Genomic DNA, 16,888 nt, shown 5'->3' on the forward strand with positions numbered 1-16,888 from the left:
ATGGAAAAGTACAACCGACCAAAGCGCCTGCGCCGTTGCCAGCTGTCTGTGCCCGGCAGTTCCGAAAAAATGATCAGGAAAGCCGCCAGTCTGGACTTGGATTATGTTTTTCTTGACCTTGAGGACGCTGTCGCGCCCAACAAAAAGAAAGAAGCGCGCGGAATCGTGGTCGAGGCTCTGAACACCCTGGATTTTGGCCGCACAACCCGATGCGTGCGGATCAACGACACAAGCACGCCTTACTGTTACGGCGATATCATCGAGGTCGTGACAGGTGCGCGCGAGAATGTCGACGTGATCATGCTGACAAAGCCGTTTCAGCCCGCTGACCTGCTGTTTGTCGACAAACTTCTGAGCCAACTCGAAGCGGATTTGGGCCTGAAAAAGAAGATCGGTCTGGAATGTCTGATCGAAGAAGTCGAAGCCATGATCGCCGTCAATGAGATCGCAGCATCGACGCCACGTCTTGAAGCGCTGATTTTCGGCATTGGTGACTATTCCGCAAGCCAGGGCGTTCCGTTTTCCGAAATCGAAGGAAAGGGCAATTATCCGGCCGATATCTGGCATTATCAGCGCCATCGTCTGATAATGGCCTGTCGCGCCAACGGGCTGGATGCAATCGACGGCCCGTTCCCTGATTTTTCGGACAGCGATCAATACCGGATCGAATGTCAACGCGCGCAAATTCTAGGCGCGGTGGGCAAATGGGCGATCCACCCAAGTCAGATCGAAATTGCGCAAGAAGTCTACTCGCCCACCCCGGAAGAGGTGGAACGGGCGCGCACCATCAGCAAGCTATATGCTGACGCTCTGGAGAACGGGCTTGGCGCTGTGACTTACGAAGGAAAGATGATTGATATCGCTGTCGTGCGCCTGCTGCAAAACACGCTCGACAAGGCCGATTTGATCGGAATGTAGACAAACACAGCCGGTTTGCGAAACACAGACGTGCTGGTCGCCAGTGGTGTCAGACGACTTTGTTTCGCAGACCGGATTGTGGGAGTCGCTGCGTGACACCGGCATGATAGGGGCCGTTGACCCCATAAAGTACAACACCGCGAATGGGTCGTGTTGGCGGCTTTGCCCGCACCCATTTCTTTTCGCGCAGCATCAGCACGGCCCCGACGGCGCCTGCCTGCCGTGATAGACGTGATAGGGGATCGTGTCCCTAGGGGCTGCCTTGACGAACGCGGGTTCAAAAACCATCCGTTCGCCATCGGCCCCCTTGTTGAGCATCCGGGCCTCAAACGGCCCGGCCCAGCAAACGCCACTCACCAGCGCCGCGATTGTCATGCCAGTTACCGTGGTGCGAAACATCTCACGTCCTTTCAGATCGCATCTTGTGATGCCCGGCGTTCCATTCACGCACTGCGATCCGACCTTTGCGCTTGCACAAATAAGGGTCCGGATTTTTGCCCTTTTTGCCAAATTCCTAATGGCACATTGCGCCGCTCTTGTGGCACTGTGCCGGCCATGACCGAACTGCCTGCGCGCAAGACACTTCCGCGGCTTGATGAGAGCCTGTTGTCGCACCTGCCCCCGTTCTCGAAATTGCAGCGGACGGATATCCGAACCATTCTGGATCAGGCCACATCACGGCGCTTGGACGAAGGTGTTTCTGTTTTCGAAGAAGGTGCACCGGCCGAACGGTTTTATATGCTGCTGGATGGTTACGTGCGCGTCGTTCGCATTACCCCGGCTGGCGAAAAGGTGACTGCCCTGCATATTCCACCCGGACAGCTGTTGGGAATTGCGCGCGCGGTGGGCCGCGACACGTACCCGGCAACCGCGATCACGGCGACCGAGGCTATCGTGCTTAGCTGGCCCACGCGCCTTTGGGACAGTTTCGTGTCCAATTACCCCGGATTTTCCACCGAAACCTATAAAACGGTCGGCTACCGGCTGAGCGAAATCAACAACCGCGTTGTGGAAATGTCGACGTTGCACGTCGAACAACGCGTCGCCAATGCGCTGTTGCGTCTGGTCGACCAGACCGGCCGCAAGGTGCCCGATGGCATCGAGATTGATTTCCCTATCACCCGCCAGGACCTGTCCGAGCTGACAGCGACCACCCTGCACACGGTCAGCCGCCTGCTTAGTGCGTGGGAAAAACAAAAGTTGGTTCAAAGCAAACGCAAGCGCATCAAGGTGTGCAACACCCAAGCGTTGCAATCGATCAGCCGGGCTGGTGCCCCCGAATAGCCACCGTCCCGGACACCACGAATCCATCCAGACTTTGCGATAGCACAAACTTGCGTTCGTCGCGCTATGGTTGACTGCGCCCATCCGGAATTTCAGGAGGCAGGCGCATGGCCGAATATCTGACGAAATCACGGGCGCGAAACATTTTCTACGGGGGATCGATCTTTTTTGTCGTGATCTTCGTCGTCCTGACCGCCCAATCGCACCGCTACATCGTGAAAACATCGACCGCGGGCATGGAGCTGAGCGAGGCCGTCATCCATGGCAAACATGTGTGGGAAAAAAGCTCGTGCATCAATTGTCACAGCCTGCATGGCGAAGGGGCGTATTTCGCGCCCGAACTTGGCAACGTGATGACCCGTTGGGGCGTTCAGGACAGCCCCGAAGACGCTTTTGAAATCCTGAAGGTGTGGATCGAATCCCAGCCCAGCGGAATCGAAGGGCGCCGCCAGATGCCACGCTACGATTTCACCGATGAGGATTTCCGCGGTCTGGCGGAGTTCCTGCGCTGGGCTGACCAGACTGACACGCAGGGCTGGCCGCCCAACGATGCCGGCTAAGCGGCAAGAAAGGACAATCCCATGAAATATCAATCACAAAGAGTGGCCTACTGGTACTTTCTCGCGGCGATGGCAGTATTCGCCATACAGGTTCTGGGCGGCCTTCTTGCGGGCTGGGTCTATGTTTCGCCCAATTTCCTGGCCGAGCTGGTCCCGTTCAACGCGATCCGGATGATCCATACGAATGCCCTGATTATCTGGCTGCTGCTGGGCTTTTTCGGCGCTGCATACTTCCTGATCCCCGAAGAATCCGAACGGGAAATCTGGTCGCCGAAACTGGCCTATGTGCAACTGATCATTCTGCTTGTCGGTACGCTTGGCGCCGTGGGATCGTATTTGATGGGCATCCACGGTGGGCGGGAATTTCTTGAACAACCCCTGTGGGTCAAGTTTGGCATCCTCGTGGCGGCGCTGATCTTTTTGCTGAACGTGTCGATGACCGTTCTGGCGGGCCGCAAGACCGCAATTACCAACGTTCTGCTGATGGGGCTATGGCTCTTGTCGCTTCTGTGGGTGTTTGCTTTCATCAACCCCAACAACCTGAGCCTCGATAAAATGTACTGGTGGTTTGTCGTACACCTGTGGGTGGAAGCCACATGGGAACTGGTGATGGCTGCGATCCTGGCTTTTCTGCTTCTCAAGCTGACCGGCGTCGACCGCGAGGTGGTGGAAAAATGGCTGTATGTCATTGTCGCCACAGCGCTCTTCTCGGGTATTCTGGGGACCGGTCACCATTTCTACTGGATCGGCCTGCCCGGCTATTGGCAGTGGGTTGGTTCCATCTTTTCGACGTTCGAGGTGATCCCGTTCTTTCTCATGATGAGTTTCGCGTTCGTCATGGTCTGGAAAGGGCGCAAAAACCACCCCAACAAGGCCGCTCTGCTGTGGTCGCTGGGGTCCAGTACCGTGGCCTTTTTCGGTGCAGGGGTCTGGGGCTTTTTGCACACGCTGCACGGTGTCAACTTTTACAGTCACGGCACACAAATAACCGCCGCGCATGGGCATCTGGCCTTTTATGGGGCCTATGTGGCGCTGAACCTGGCGGTATTCACCTATGCCATGCCGATGCTGCGCGGGCGCGCACCCTATAATCAGGTGCTCAACATGGCATCCTTCTGGCTGATGACCGGCGGCATGGCTTTCATGACCTTTGTGTTGACGTTTGCCGGAACGATCCAGACCCACATGCAGCGCGTTGTGGGCGACTATTACATGGACGTTCAGGAAAGCCTGTCGATCTTCTATATCATGCGGTGGGGTGCGGGCCTGGCCGTGGTGATCGGGGCGCTTCTGTTCATCTATTCCGTGCTGGTCGTGCGAAAAAACGAAATCATCGCGCCCGGTCCTGCCAACCCTGTACCCGGAGAGTGAGCCATGAACATCGCAACAGCGCCCTCCGTTCCGTTTTATAAACCGACCGGCCGCGAATGCGACCTGTTCGAAACGGCCCACGACAACGGTTTGCCCCTTCTTTTGAAGGGGCCGACCGGCTGCGGCAAAACCCGTTTTGTTGAACACATGGCCGCCCGGCTTGGCAAACCGCTATATACAGTAGCCTGCCACGACGACCTGTCATCGGCAGATCTGATCGGGCGCTACCTGCTGAAGGGCGGGGAAACCGTGTGGGTCGATGGCCCGCTGACACGGGCGGTACGTGAAGGGGGAATTTGTTATCTCGATGAGGTCGTCGAAGCGCGAAAGGACGTCACCGTTGTCCTGCACCCGTTGACGGACACGCGCCGCACGTTGATGATTGACCGCACAGGCGAAGACCTGACTGCGCCGCCAGGTTTCATGCTCGTGGCAAGCTACAACCCCGGCTATCAAAATGTGCTCAAACGGCTCAAACCGTCGACTCGGCAGCGGTTCTTGGCAATTTCATTCGATTTTCCGCCCCCCGACACTGAAATCGCCGTTGTTGCTGCCGAAAGCCAATTGGAACCCGGTCGCGTCGCGCCGCTGGTGCGGTTGGCCGGACATATCCGAAACTTGTCGGGCATGGATCTCGAAGAAGGCGTTTCGACCCGCCTGCTGATCTATGCCGCAACGCTGATGGCCGGGGGCATGGGCATAGCCCAGGCGCTTGAGGCGGCCATTATCGAACCGCTCAGCGACGAACCCGAAATCCAGCGGTCGCTACGTGATCTTGTCTCGACGATATATGGATAGACGCGATGCACTTTCTTGACTTGATGGAGCCTGAAGAGACCGTCGGCAATATCTGGCACGAGATGGCCAGCGGCATCGGTGCCGCGGCGCATTACCCCGACCAAACGGTGGCGCTGGCGTCTATTCGCCCCAACCTCGCGGTGCTGTTCCGGGCCCTCGGGGGGCCGGCTGGGGTTGAACTGGGCGAGGTCGCCGAAACCCTTGTCAGGCACCGCCAACCTCTTCGGCGCAAACTGGGCACGGCGCAGGATCGCGAACGCGTCGCGCGCTATGACGGTGAAAAACTGCAGCTGCCGCCAGTGATTGACACATTCCCAGATCCTGCCCTGAACCGCGCTGCGTATTTCTGGTTGACCGCGCTGGCAGCATGTTCGGATATTGGCGCGCTAGATTTCACCGGCACAGGGCCTGCGGCAGACTGCGCACAGATCCGTGCCAACGAAAAGGCTTCGGATGCTGCCTATCGCACCTGCCCTGGTTTGCGCCAAGCCTATGGTGCAATGGCCCATCACTGTCTCGCGACGCGCCCTGACGTCTATTTGCCCGGCCCAGAAGCGGTGATCGAACAGGCGATCCGGGATCAACTGGGTGGCCACCCTAGCCAGCTGTCCGCACCCACCGCCCAAGCGCGTAGCCACTTGCCCTTTGCGCCGGTTCCGATCTGGCTGCGGTACGCGCAGCCCGGTCTGGGCACCAATGCCTCGGACGACCCCGATGCAGGCGCCAGCCCGCCACCGGCCACGGCCCCGGTCAGCAACCGCAAGCTGGGCGAACGCAAGGACCAGGATCAGCATAACCGCAAGGACAGCTTCATTATCCACCGGTTCGAATCCATTTTGTCGTGGGTGGAATCGATGAACATCAACCGCAGCGTGGACGATGATGACGACGAAACAGCGCAAAAGGCTGCCGAAGATCAGGATCTCATCACCCTGTCCAAGCAAGACCGCAAAGTAGCCACAAGGTTACGGCTGCACCTTGACCTTTCACCAGCCGACGCAAACCACGAAGCGCTGGCCGGCGTTCATACCTATCCTGAATGGAATGCCCGCGCCCACAGCTACATGACCGATCACTGCCGTGTGCTTGATGCTCCAGCGTGCCCCGACCAAAGCCACCCGTTCCGACCAAACCCGACCCATGTGCGCGAAGTGCGCCGCCAGTTCGAAGCGCTGCGCCCGCGCCGCATACTGCAGCCGCGTCAAATCGATGGTCAGGAACTCGATCTTGACGCGCTGCTGACCACACAAGCTGACGTGTTGGCCACGGGGCGCGGATCGGACCGGATCTGGCAAGCGGCGCGCCAGACTGAACGGGATGTCAGCGTTGCGTTCCTGATCGATACCTCGCGATCGACGGAAGCGGCGATTGGCGACACATCGGTGATCGACGTGGCGCGCCAGACCATGGCCGCGCTTGCCAGCGGGATCGACGCCGCAGGCGACCGCCTGGCGATTTGGGGTTTTTCGTCACTGCGCCGTGACCGCGTGTTCCTCACCCGATGCAAGGGATTTGATGACCCGCTGTCGCCCGCTGTCACCGCGAATATCGGGGCTCTCCGGCCTGGCCACTATACCCGGCTGGGGGCCGCCATTCGTCACGTCAGCGCAGAACTGGCCCAAACCCCGAACGCGCGCAAGCTGTTGATCGTTTTGACCGATGGCAAGCCCAACGATCTTGACCACTACGAAGGCCAGCACGGAATCGAAGACAGCCACATGGCCGTGCGCGAAGCGCGCAGTGCCCAGCAGGCCCTGCACGGCATCATCATTGACGAAGACGGGCAGGACTGGTTCGCGCGCATTTTTGGGCGCGGCGGGTTCACCCTGATACTCGACCCCGCGCGCCTGACCCGCGCGCTGCCCGACATTTATCGCACCCTTACTCAGGAGAGCTGACATGCGCATCCGTTCCTTGTTGCTGACAACCCTGGTTGCACAGCCCGCATTCGCCGAAACATTCGACCGCCCCATCCCGCAGGCGCAGTCGGCCACGGCCGAGACATGGTTTGCGTTGGCTTGTGTCTTGCTTCTGGCTAGCTTGGCGGCGGTGCAATGGCTGGTGAACCACAGATGAAACAGGCTGGCTGGTCGACCGGACAGATTGCTTTGGCGCTCTATCCTTTCGGTGCAGGAGCGGCGGCGGTGAACGTCTTTTTCGCCTCGCTAATTTTCAGTTGGCTCGGCGCGCCGGTCCTGTCGACCGGACCATCCATTCTGATCGGCGCGGCGCTCGGCGTGCCCGCGACCTGGTATTTCGCGCGCCACATAAGACACCTGATGGACGTTGCAAACGGCACGAATTGCACTGTCCCAGACACGGAGAATGACTGATGCCAAAATCGACCGCGACGCAAATGCGCGACTGGCAGGGCCCGGCTGTACTCAGCTTCGGATTTCGTCCGTTTTTTCTGGGCGGTGCCGCCTGGGTCGTGCTGGCGATGGTGCTCTGGCTTTTCATGCTGGGCGGCAAACTGGTCCTGCCGACCCGTCTGGATGCGGTGTCTTGGCATGCCCATGAATTCCTTTTTGGGTACCTCGGCGCGGTGTTAGCGGGATTTTTGCTGACCGCCGTGCCAAACTGGACAGGGCGTCTGCCCGTCGTCGGCGTATCGCTGGGGTGGCTTTTTTCACTGTGGGTGGCTGGGCGCGTTGCGATGATGGGTTCGGCTCTGGCGCCCGCCTGGCTTCCCATTCTGGTCGATCTTGCTTTTCCCGTAGCACTTGGCGGCGTGATCGCGCGCGAGATCGTGACGGGAAAGAACTGGCGAAACCTGATCGTGCTCGGGCTGCTTGTTCTGTTCACAGTGGCCAACCTGATCTTTCATATTGAAGCCGCAGGATATAGTGCCCCGGCGCAGGGCTACGGCCTGCGGATGGGATTGGCGACGGCGGTTCTGATGATCAGCGTCATCGGCGGGCGGATCATCCCGTCGTTTACCAGAAACTGGCTGGTCCAACAGCGCAGCACCTCGCGCCCCGCCCCCCCGATGCGGCGCTTTGACAAAGGCACGATAGCGGTCACCTGCGCGATCCTGTTTGTCTGGGTGTTGCAGCCCGAAAACAGAACAACCGCCGCACTGTTGGCGGTGATGGCGGGGCTCCATGCGCTGCGACTGGCGCGCTGGCAAGGGCACCGCACGCTGTCCGAACCGTTGGTTTGGGTGCTCCATCTTTCCTATGCTCTGATCCCGCTCGGCGCGCTGATGATGGCCTATGCCGGGTTGACTGGCACGGCCGCGATGGGACCCGCCCAGCACATCTGGATGGCTGGCGCGATCGGAGCCATGACGCTGGCAGTCATGACCCGGGCCACGCTGGGTCACACCGGTCATACCCTGCGCGCCAACCGGGCCACCGTGGGGATTTACCTGGCGCTTTTCGGGTCGGTTGTCGCGCGCTGGCTGGCTGGCGATTTCCCTGTGATGACTTATGTTGCAGGCCCGCTCTGGATACTGGCCTTTGGCGGCTTCGTTGCCGCGTATGGCCCGCTTCTCGTGCGTCCACGCAGAAAGGCACACGCATGAGCTGGGCCGGGTTCGCAGCGATATTCGCGCTCTTCTTCGTAACCCATTCGGTTCCAGTTCGACCAGGGGTCAAGTCACGCATCACCTCGCGTATCGGCGCGCGCGGGTTTTCATTTTTCTATTCGGTGATGTCTTTGGTCATGCTGGGCGTTCTAATCTGGGCGGCCGGGCAGGCGCCCGAGATCTGGCTCTGGCCGCAACTTGCGTGGCATCGGTGGGTCATTCAGGCCGGAATGCTTGTCGTGTGCTTGTTACTTGCGCTCAGCATCGCGCGCCCCAACCCCCTGTCTTTCGGTGGGGGCGACAACAAGCGGTTCGATCCAGATCGTCCTGGCATCGTGCGCGTTGCAAGGCACCCGATTCTGATCGCGCTTGCCCTTTGGTCTGGGTTGCACCTGCTGGCGAACGGAGATCTGGCACATGTTCTGCTGTTTGGTATCCTCGGGGCTTTTGCCGTGGCCGGACAAAAGCTGGTCGACAGGCGCAAACGCCGGCAGTTGGGCCCGGACCGGTGGCACGCGTTGACTACAGCCATTGCCCGCGCGCCGTTGATATCGCGCCCCACGTCCTGGGGCGGTGCTGCAATCCGCGTGGTGGCCGGGCTGACCGCCTATGGCGCCCTGCTTTGGGCGCACCCTTTCGTCATCGGCGTTGCTGCGCTTTGATCCGCATCACACGGTTGCGCCCTTATGACGGATGGCGCATCCGACCAGACTGGCCAAGACCCCGATCAGAACCGCAATCCCGACATCATAGATATTGCTTTCGGCCAATTGGAAATCGCTGAACAACAGCGATTGAATGGCCCCGATCCCGATCCCCATTATCACCGCCAGCACCCAGTTGCGCGTCATCATCCCAAGTGCAAGCCCCACAAGCCCCGGCAGCCCAAGCACATTGCCCCCCACCGTACCCAGAAAATCAAGAAAATTCAGCATGTCCTGTCCTCTCGCAACGCAAAAAATCAATCATCCGAAGACGACAGATAGGATTCCAGTTTGGCCACGGTTGTGCCCTTGGCTGTGTCGCCACCCGACGCTGCCAGTTCGTCCGAGATCCGCTGGTATTCTTCGATGTATCCAGGGGCCAGCGCGTGCGCGATGCCCTGATGGCAGTCGATGCAGGTCATGTTTTCGTCGATGGCCCGTTGATGATTGTCAGCCGCGCGCGTTTCCTGGATGGTAAAATCCATATATTCGAACGCGTGACAGTTGCGGCATTCGCGGCTGTCGGATGCCTTCATCTTCTTCCACACCAGCGACGCCATGTGCAGGCGATGATCCTCGTATTTTTCGGACGTGGAAATCGTGCCGGCGATTTCGTGGTAGACGTCCTTGACGGCCATGATCTTGGCCTTGACCTTGTGCTGCCATTCATGGGGAACGTGGCAATCGGGGCAGGTGGCGCGGACGCCCGAGTGATTGTTGTAATGGATCGTCTCGCGGTATTCGCCCAGGTTGGTTTCCATCGTGTGGCACGACACGCAGAATTCTTCGTTGTTGGTCAGCTCGAGCGACCAGTTGAACCCGCCCCAGAAAAGCACCCCCGCGATGAATCCCGCGATTAGAAGAAACCCAAGGCTCAGCACTGATGTCGGGCTCCAGAATGCATTCCAAACCCGGATGATACGTCCGCGTCTTTTGTTTTCGTTCGGTTCGGACATGTCTGCCTCCCGGTTGCTCAGGTCAGTTGGATGTGCTTGACGGCTTGAAGATATTGTCAACCAGCGCCGGTGCATTGGCCTGTGGCACATGGCATTGGTTGCAGAACCAGCGCGTGCCGGCCACCGTATCCAGTTGGTTTCCTTCGCGGTCCAGATAATGGGTCATCGACAGGGTCGGCGCACCACGCTCGCCCGCCACGGTCCAGTCATGGCACGACAAACATTGGTTGGTGCGCAGATCCATCTGGTACTGGTCGATCGAATGGGGCACCAGCGGTGGCTGTTGGCGATAGTTGCGCGGCATGCGGCCTTCGATCTGTTTGTGGATGTCGTCGACCGCATTCGCCTGATCTATATCTGTGCCGCGCAGGCTGCGAACATCGGTGGCCGATTGCGCAAGGGCAGCACCGGCCACAAGTGCGCTCAGCGCCAAGCTTGAAAGTGCTGTCAGGACCGGGTGTTTCATCAGAGTTCTCCGTTGTTCCATTCAGGCGGCTTCGGACGCGTTTGGCTGCCCAGCGGGGGCGGTCACGCGCGTGTCAAAGCGATTGGTAAAAGCAAACACATCGACCGAACAGACATCGATGCAGCGACCGCAATTGGTGCAGTCGGGTGAAAGGATCAGGGGCGTTTCGTCCCCCTTGCCGCGCAAGGCCGGTGAAATGACCTGATTTTCAGGGCACACCGCGTAGCAATCCATGCAGTCGTCGCAGGCCTGGCGGTTGCGCGCGCTAACCCGGAGCAAGCTCTTGGCGCCGACCAGCCCGTAAAAGGCACCAACCGGGCAGATATGTCCGCACCAGCCGCGCCGTGCCACGACCAGATCGAAAACAAACACCGCGATCACGACAGCCCATGCAAACCCGACACCGAACACCAGCCCGCGATGCACCAGCGTAACCGGGTTCACGACTTCCCATGCGATGGTGCCGGTCAGCGCCGAAACCGCCAGAACCATGCCCAGCACCCAATAGCGGGTGGCGCGCTTGGGTTGCCATCCTTTTGGCAGACCCAGCCGGTCGTGCAGCCAATACGCCGCATCGGTGACCGGATTGATCGGGCAAACCCATGAACAATAGACACGCCCGCCAATCAGCGCATAGACCGCCAGCACGATTACTGCCCCGATCAAGGCTGTCATTTCGGGCCAATGGCCCGCCACGATACCCTGCAACAACACCAACGGATCGGTCAGCGGCAGCACATCTAGGGTGCGCGAACCTGCCAGGTTCCCCGCAACCCACCACAGACTCAGCCAAGGGCCCAAAAGAAACAGGCCCAGGAAGAACAGCTGGCTGATCCGCCTCAGTATCAGGAACCGGTGTGCCCCCAGCCACCCCTTGGCGGCGATCGCCTCCTGTCCGGTGGGAAGTTTTGTCTTGGCGCTCATTGTTCCGCCCCTGGCAGGGTAAACGCCGGCGTGAATTCGCGCGCCTCACCAAGTGGCGGTTCGGGCATGCGATCTGGCAGGTCGATGATACCTTCGACCACCGGTGCGCCCTTGCGTTCTTTTTCTTCCCAGCCCTTCAGGTAGTGATCGGCCGACGTTCCACGGGCCAGCCGCAAGGGCAGAACCTTGATCGCGGCTTCCGGCAGCACGCAGCTCTTTTCGCATACTCCGCAGCCAGTGCAGTGATCGGCATGGACAGTCGGGGCGAAAATAGCATGGTGGCCCGAGCGGTCATTGTGCGACAACTCGAGCGTGATCGCCTCGTCGATGGCCGGGCACACGCGATAACAGACGTCGCAACGCAGCCCCAGAAAGTTCAGGCAGTTTTCTTGATCGACCAGAACCGCAGTGCCCATGCGGGCATCGTCGATATCGGTCAGCGCGGGGTCCAGCGCTCCTGTCGGGCAGGCGGCCACGCAGGGGATATCCTCGCACATTTCGCAAGGCACGTCGCGCGCGGTGAAATAGGGCGTGCCCGTCGCCGGGCCGTCTTCGCCCAGCTCGGCCAGTTTAAGCGTGTCATAGGGGCAATCGCGTACGCAAAGCCCGCATCGGATACACGCACCAAGAAACACGTCTTCGTCCAGCGCGCCGGGGGGGCGCAAGGCCTGAGCCGGCAAGGCACGGGCATCGCGTGTGACATACGCCAGCAGCGATCCGGCCACCGCGCAGCCACCCACCATCCGCGCGGTGTCCGTCAGGAACCGGCGGCGAGCAGGAGACATCGGTTTGGCGCTGGCTGGCATAGGTCAGGTCCTCGGATCGGGCTCAGGCCCGTTCAACCTTGCAGGCGCATTTCTTGAAGTCTGTCTCTTTGGACAGCGGACATGTCGCGTCGAGCGTCAGCTTGTTGATCAGTTGGCCCTCGTCGAACCATGGTACGAATACCAGCCCCTTGGGCGGCTTGTTCCGGCCCCGTGTTTCCAGGCGGCTGACCATTTCACCGCGCCGGGTCGAAATTGTGATCTTTTGGCCACGGCGCAGACCGCGCGCGCTGGCATCGTCTGGATGCATGAACACCACTGCCGACGGGAACGCCCGGTGCAATTCCGGCACCCGCCGCGTCATTGAACCCGAATGCCAGTGTTCCAGTACCCGGCCCGTGGATAGCCACAGATCGTATTCTTCGTCGGGCACTTCGGGGGGCGCTTCGTAGGGCGCGAAGATGATTTTGGCCTTGCCGTCCTTATGGCCGTAAAATTCGACATCCTCCCCTTCGGACACGTAAGGATCGTAACCTTCGCGGAAGCGGTACAGCGTTTCCTTGCCATCAACGACCGGCCAGCGCAGACCGCGCGCCTGATGATAGGTGTCGAACGGGGCCAGATCGTGCCCGTGGCCACGTCCAAAGGTCGCGTATTCTTCGAACAGCCCCTTCTGGACATAGTATCCGAAATGGTTTGCCTCGTCGTTGTTGAAACCTTCGGCCGTTTCCTCGAGCGGGTACTGGTTCACCTGCCCGTTTTCGAACAGAACTTCGTACATTGTCTTTCCAGCCGCCTCAGGCATCTTGGCAAGCAATTCATCGCCCCAGACCTCTTCGACCGTGAAGCGCTTGGAAAATTCCATCAACTGCCAAAGGTCCGACTTGGCCTCGCCCGGGGCATCGACCTGCTGGCGCCAGAACTGGGTGCGGCGCTCGGCGTTGCCGAAGGCGCCTTCCTTTTCCACCCACATTGCGGTGGGCAGAATCAGGTCGGCGGCCATCGCGGTGACGGTCGGGTAGGGATCTGATACGGCGATGAAATTCTCGGGGTTGCGGTATCCGGGGAACCCCTCTTCGTTCATGTTGGCTGCAGCTTGCATGTTGTTGTTGCACTGCACCCAATAGGCATTCAGCTTGCCATCTTTCAGCATGCGGTTCTGCAAAACCGCGTGATAGCCTGGCTTGGCCGGTATGGTGCCTTCGGGCAGTTTCCACACCTTTTCAGCGTATTTGCGATGGTCTTCGTTCGTCACCACCATGTCGGCAGGCAGGCGGTGGGAAAAGGTGCCAACCTCGCGCGCGGTGCCGCAGGCCGACGGTTGGCCGGTCAGCGAGAACGGCGAATTGCCCGGTTCGGAAATCTTGCCGGTCAAAAGGTGCACATTGTACGCCAGTGAATTGGCCCACGAGCCGCGGGTGTGCTGGTTGAATCCCATTGTCCACAGCGACATGACCTTGCGGTTTGGATCGGCATATTGCTGGGCCAGACGTTCCAATTTTGCCGCTGGAACACCGCTCAGCTCGGACACTTTTTCCACCGTATACTCGGCCACCGACGCTGCGTATTCGTCAAAGTCGATCGGCGTCAGCTTGCCCGAATTGGGATTGGCCGCATCCGATTGGCGCGGATGTTCGTCGCGCAGACCATAGCCAATGTCGGTTTCGGTCTTGGTCAGGTTGACGTGCTTGTTCAGAAAGTCCCAGTTCACCGCGTCGTTCTGGATGATGTAGTTGGCGATGTAGTTCAGAATCGCCAGGTCAGTCTGCGGTTTGAACACCAGCCCGTTATCGGCCAGCTCGAACGACCGGTGTTCGAACGTTGACAACACATGCACCTCGGCCCCCGGTTTGGTCAGGCGCGTGTCGGTCAGTCGTGACCACAGGATCGGATGCATTTCGGCCATGTTCGATCCCCACAGCACAAATGTATCCGCGGCCTCAAAGTCATCGTAACAGCCCATGGGTTCGTCGATGCCAAAGGTGCGCATGAACCCCACCACGGCCGACGCCATGCAATGGCGCGCGTTCGGGTCTATGTTGTTTGACCGAAAACCCGCCTTCATCATCTTGGCCGCGGCATAGCCTTCCCAGACCGTCCACTGGCCGGATCCAAACATGCCTACGCTGGTCGGGCCTTTCTTGGCCAAGGCCTCTTTCCACTTCTGGGCCATAACATCAAAGGCCTCGTCCCAGCTGACTGGTTCGAATTCGCCATTCTTGTCATAGACGCCGTTTGTCTTGCGTAGCAGGGGGGTGGTCAGGCGGTCCTTGCCATACATGATCTTGGACAGAAAGTAGCCCTTGATGCAGTTCAGCCCGCGGTTCACTGGCGCGTCCGGATCGCCCTGGGTCGCAACCACGCGTCCTTCCTTGGTGCCCACAAGTACCGAGCAGCCCGTGCCACAGAACCGGCACGGCGCCTTGTCCCAACGGATGTCCGGGCTGCGCACCTGCGCAGTGGCCTGCCCAGTGGCCAAGGGGATGCCGGCGGCGGCGGCCGTACTGGCGGCCGCTGTCGCCTTGAGAAAACTACGGCGGGATTCCGAAATAGTCATACGTCTGTCCTCCGGCTGGAAAGGGGGGAACGTTGCGCCGGATCAGGCGCAGGTTCGAAATGGTGATAATTCAGGGTCACTGACATGACGCCGGGCACCTGGTGCAACGCCATGATCTGATCCGAAGCATAGGCATCGGGGGTGTCTTCGATCACGACAACCATGCGGCCATCATCGGCTTCGGCATGGATTTCTGCACCGCCGAGCGCGGCGATCCCGTCCCGCGCGGCGGCGCGATTGGCGGATGATACATGCACAAGGCAGCCGCAAATGTTCATACCTTCGTCTCCGTCGAAATGGGGGTCTGTCTGGTAAAGGTGACCGCTTGGGTCGGGCAGGCGTGGGCGCAGGCCCCGCATCCGGTGCACGTGTCCGTATCGATTATCGGCTGGGCGCGACCACCAAGCGCCAGGCGGAACCGGATCGCGGCAGTGTCGCACACATCTTCGCAGGCCCGGCAGGCAATACCTTGCATGGATAGACACTCGGCCCCGACCTTGGCGCGCCAATCCAGTGCAATCGGCGCCGAAGCGTTCAGCGCCCCGTCCGAACACGCGTCGCTACAAGCCCCGCAAAAAGTGCAGGCCCCAAGGGCAAAGTCGATCACCGCACGGCGGTCGTCATCCAGGCCAATGATCTGTTCGGGGCAGGCATCAGCGCAGCGCCCGCATCCGGTGCACAATTCAACAAAATCCGCCACCGCCGTCGGGGGGCGGATCGCGTCATCGCCAAGGCGCTCAAAGCGCCCTCGGATGAAGTTGCGGCGTGTGGCTGCGGCGGCTCGCACTTGTTCCGACCTCTTGGCTGACCGGCGGAACGTTTCCACACGGATTGCTCGACTGCGCGCCAGCTTGGGTCAGCGAATGACAAGTCCATCAAAGGGCTTGCCGACTTGGCCATGACCAGCAACACCCGCATAGCTTGCATGGGCCGCTGAAACCTTGACCCAAATCAATTCATTTATTCGCATGTATAAGAAATACTTGCATAACTTTCCATGATCCCCCACCATGCCCGGCAGCCAACAGGAAAGGCCGTTTCATGCTGGGCTACATCCATTCTGCCACGCGCGGCACGACCAATGCGATCCTTGCACGGGTCGCTGATCGCGCCGACAAGCAGGGTTTGCGGGTTACGGGTTTGATCCAGGCGCGCGGTCCACAGGGCGGCGCTCATCCCTGCGACATGGATCTGCGTTGCCTGCCCGATGGCCCCGTGTTTGCCATCGCACAACACCTTGGGGCCGGTTCGCACGGCTGTCGCATGGACCTTGCCGCGCTCGAGCAAGCCGCGCTAGCCGTGTCCGCCAGAATCGAGAAAGGTGCCGATTTGCTGATCATCAACAAGTTTGGCGCGCAGGAAAGCCAAGGGCGCGGGTTTGTTACGGCCATCGTCAACGCACTGGATCGTGGCATCGCCGTGCTGACCGTGGTCAATCCGCAGAACATAGACGGGTTCCGTGCCTTTGCAGGCAACCTGGCCACGGAACTGCCACCCGATCACGATGCGATCTTGTCGTGGGTCGCGCGCGCCACCGATGCCGTGTCCGCCGAGCACTGATCATGGGCCTCGTCGCTCAGGATCCAGCGACTGTACCAGCCCCGTGTGCTCGTTGGGCGTTCAATTTGTCGAGGGGTGTGATCGTCTGGTTTCCGAACCAAGGTCTGAATTGAAATCTGCGACGACTGGGTTTGCCAAAAATCGCGCGGGCATACGACGTAATTGGCCTGTCAGCGCAAAAGGGTACGACAAAAAGGTGTGAGCTCGAAGGCTGGACGCAGCAGCGCTTTATATTTGGCGCAGGCCGTCTTGGTCCGAAATGATCCCGCCGGTGGATGTCTAAAGGCGCGTGAATAAACAGGTGGTTTGGGCCTGTTCAAAGGAAGCGGTTTTTCGATTTCATGATACTAGGAAATTGGGGTGTCGTACCCGCGTTTTGTGCGGTGATTTAATTGGCTTGGCGCATGGGGCATCGGCGAACTTGCACAAAACTCATAATTATCCGGCGAACCTTTCAATTCACCTTATCTTCGAGTGTGCATATAAGGCGGCACCCA

General features: G+C 59.7%; 20 protein-coding genes. 11 read left to right on the forward strand and 9 right to left on the reverse strand.

The genetic code is table 11. The annotated features are described in order from the left end of the window. Positions 1 to 918, forward strand: a complete 918-nt coding sequence (locus ACP2AV_RS01355; protein WP_426370851.1) for an HpcH/HpaI aldolase/citrate lyase family protein — start codon at positions 1 to 3, stop codon at positions 916 to 918. Positions 919 to 1,110: 192 nt separating this feature from the next. Here ACP2AV_RS01355 and ACP2AV_RS01360 read toward each other — a convergent pair whose 3' ends face one another. Continuing rightward, positions 1,111 to 1,317, reverse strand: coding sequence for a hypothetical protein (locus ACP2AV_RS01360; protein WP_426370852.1), 207 nt, complete (start codon positions 1,315 to 1,317; stop codon positions 1,111 to 1,113). 156 nt (positions 1,318 to 1,473) lie between these two features. Here ACP2AV_RS01360 and ACP2AV_RS01365 point away from each other — a divergent pair, with 156 nt between their 5' ends. The 9 genes from ACP2AV_RS01365 to ACP2AV_RS01405 all read left to right on the forward strand — a co-directional run bounded on the left by ACP2AV_RS01365 (position 1,474) and on the right by ACP2AV_RS01405 (position 9,122). Further along, positions 1,474 to 2,202 carry a Crp/Fnr family transcriptional regulator gene (locus tag ACP2AV_RS01365; protein ID WP_426370853.1) on the forward strand — a complete coding sequence of 243 codons (729 nt, stop codon included), beginning with the start codon at positions 1,474 to 1,476 and terminating at the stop codon, positions 2,200 to 2,202. 107 nt (positions 2,203 to 2,309) lie between these two features. Continuing rightward, positions 2,310 to 2,762, forward strand: coding sequence for a c-type cytochrome (locus tag ACP2AV_RS01370; RefSeq protein WP_426370854.1), 453 nt, complete (start codon positions 2,310 to 2,312; stop codon positions 2,760 to 2,762). Positions 2,763 to 2,783: 21 nt separating this feature from the next. Further along, the gene (locus ACP2AV_RS01375; RefSeq protein WP_426370855.1) at positions 2,784 to 4,133 is read left to right on the forward strand and encodes a cbb3-type cytochrome c oxidase subunit I; all 1,350 of its coding nucleotides are present in this window, start codon (positions 2,784 to 2,786) and stop codon (positions 4,131 to 4,133) included. 3 nt (positions 4,134 to 4,136) lie between these two features. Further along, positions 4,137 to 4,931, forward strand: a complete 795-nt coding sequence (locus tag ACP2AV_RS01380) for a CbbQ/NirQ/NorQ/GpvN family protein (protein ID WP_426370856.1) — start codon at positions 4,137 to 4,139, stop codon at positions 4,929 to 4,931. Between the two features lie 5 nt (positions 4,932 to 4,936). Further along, positions 4,937 to 6,829, forward strand: a complete 1,893-nt coding sequence (locus tag ACP2AV_RS01385; protein WP_426370857.1) for a nitric oxide reductase activation protein NorD — start codon at positions 4,937 to 4,939, stop codon at positions 6,827 to 6,829. 1 nt (position 6,830) lies between these two features. Next, positions 6,831 to 7,007: a protein NnrT gene (locus ACP2AV_RS01390; protein WP_426370859.1), complete on the forward strand. Its 177-nt coding sequence runs from the start codon at positions 6,831 to 6,833 to the stop codon at positions 7,005 to 7,007. Then, entirely contained in the window at positions 7,004 to 7,264 is a 261-nt protein-coding gene (locus ACP2AV_RS01395) for an NnrT protein (protein WP_426371340.1), read from the forward strand. The genes ACP2AV_RS01390 and ACP2AV_RS01395 overlap by 4 nt, the downstream gene beginning before the upstream one ends. Further along, a complete protein-coding gene (locus tag ACP2AV_RS01400) occupies positions 7,264 to 8,457 on the forward strand; it encodes an NnrS family protein (RefSeq protein ID WP_426370860.1) in 1,194 nt (397 codons plus the stop codon). The genes ACP2AV_RS01395 and ACP2AV_RS01400 overlap by 1 nt, the downstream gene beginning before the upstream one ends. Next, positions 8,454 to 9,122: an NnrU family protein gene (locus tag ACP2AV_RS01405; RefSeq protein WP_426370861.1), complete on the forward strand. Its 669-nt coding sequence runs from the start codon at positions 8,454 to 8,456 to the stop codon at positions 9,120 to 9,122. The genes ACP2AV_RS01400 and ACP2AV_RS01405 overlap by 4 nt, the downstream gene beginning before the upstream one ends. Positions 9,123 to 9,128: 6 nt before the next feature. Here ACP2AV_RS01405 and ACP2AV_RS01410 read toward each other — a convergent pair whose 3' ends face one another. Genes ACP2AV_RS01410 through napF form a run of 8 tightly spaced genes read right to left on the reverse strand, consistent with a single transcriptional unit; the run spans position 9,129 to position 15,618 of the window. Next, positions 9,129 to 9,395 carry a hypothetical protein gene (locus ACP2AV_RS01410; RefSeq protein ID WP_426370862.1) on the reverse strand — a complete coding sequence of 89 codons (267 nt, stop codon included), beginning with the start codon at positions 9,393 to 9,395 and terminating at the stop codon, positions 9,129 to 9,131. Between the two features lie 26 nt (positions 9,396 to 9,421). Further along, positions 9,422 to 10,120, reverse strand: a complete 699-nt coding sequence (locus ACP2AV_RS01415; RefSeq protein WP_426370863.1) for a NapC/NirT family cytochrome c — start codon at positions 10,118 to 10,120, stop codon at positions 9,422 to 9,424. A 22-nt stretch (positions 10,121 to 10,142) separates the two neighbouring features. Further along, positions 10,143 to 10,586 (reverse strand): nitrate reductase cytochrome c-type subunit, encoded by a 444-nt coding sequence (locus tag ACP2AV_RS01420; protein ID WP_426370864.1) that lies wholly within the window; start codon positions 10,584 to 10,586, stop codon positions 10,143 to 10,145. A gap of 21 nt (positions 10,587 to 10,607) precedes the next feature. Continuing rightward, positions 10,608 to 11,510 carry a quinol dehydrogenase ferredoxin subunit NapH gene (gene napH, locus ACP2AV_RS01425; RefSeq protein WP_426370866.1) on the reverse strand — a complete coding sequence of 301 codons (903 nt, stop codon included), beginning with the start codon at positions 11,508 to 11,510 and terminating at the stop codon, positions 10,608 to 10,610. Beyond that, positions 11,507 to 12,295 carry a ferredoxin-type protein NapG gene (napG, locus tag ACP2AV_RS01430; protein ID WP_426370867.1) on the reverse strand — a complete coding sequence of 263 codons (789 nt, stop codon included), beginning with the start codon at positions 12,293 to 12,295 and terminating at the stop codon, positions 11,507 to 11,509. Before napG ends, napH begins: the two co-directional genes overlap by 4 nt. Before the next feature lie 43 nt (positions 12,296 to 12,338). Then, complete coding sequence (gene napA, locus ACP2AV_RS01435; RefSeq protein WP_426370868.1) at positions 12,339 to 14,831, reverse strand: nitrate reductase catalytic subunit NapA; 2,493 nt, start codon at positions 14,829 to 14,831, stop codon at positions 12,339 to 12,341. Then, a complete protein-coding gene (locus ACP2AV_RS01440; protein WP_426370869.1) occupies positions 14,828 to 15,109 on the reverse strand; it encodes a chaperone NapD in 282 nt (93 codons plus the stop codon). Before ACP2AV_RS01440 ends, napA begins: the two co-directional genes overlap by 4 nt. After that, on the reverse strand, positions 15,106 to 15,618 hold the full coding sequence (napF, locus tag ACP2AV_RS01445; RefSeq protein WP_426370870.1) for a ferredoxin-type protein NapF: 513 nt from the start codon (positions 15,616 to 15,618) through the stop codon (positions 15,106 to 15,108). The genes ACP2AV_RS01440 and napF overlap by 4 nt, the downstream gene beginning before the upstream one ends. Before the next feature lie 254 nt (positions 15,619 to 15,872). Here napF and ACP2AV_RS01450 point away from each other — a divergent pair, with 254 nt between their 5' ends. After that, the gene (locus ACP2AV_RS01450) at positions 15,873 to 16,391 is read left to right on the forward strand and encodes a DUF2478 domain-containing protein (RefSeq protein ID WP_426370871.1); all 519 of its coding nucleotides are present in this window, start codon (positions 15,873 to 15,875) and stop codon (positions 16,389 to 16,391) included. The last annotated feature ends 497 nt before the right edge of the window (positions 16,392 to 16,888 follow it).

The organism is Aliiroseovarius sp. PTFE2010 (assembly GCF_049943335.1).
Lineage (GTDB): Bacteria > Pseudomonadota > Alphaproteobacteria > Rhodobacterales > Rhodobacteraceae > JBNFVY01.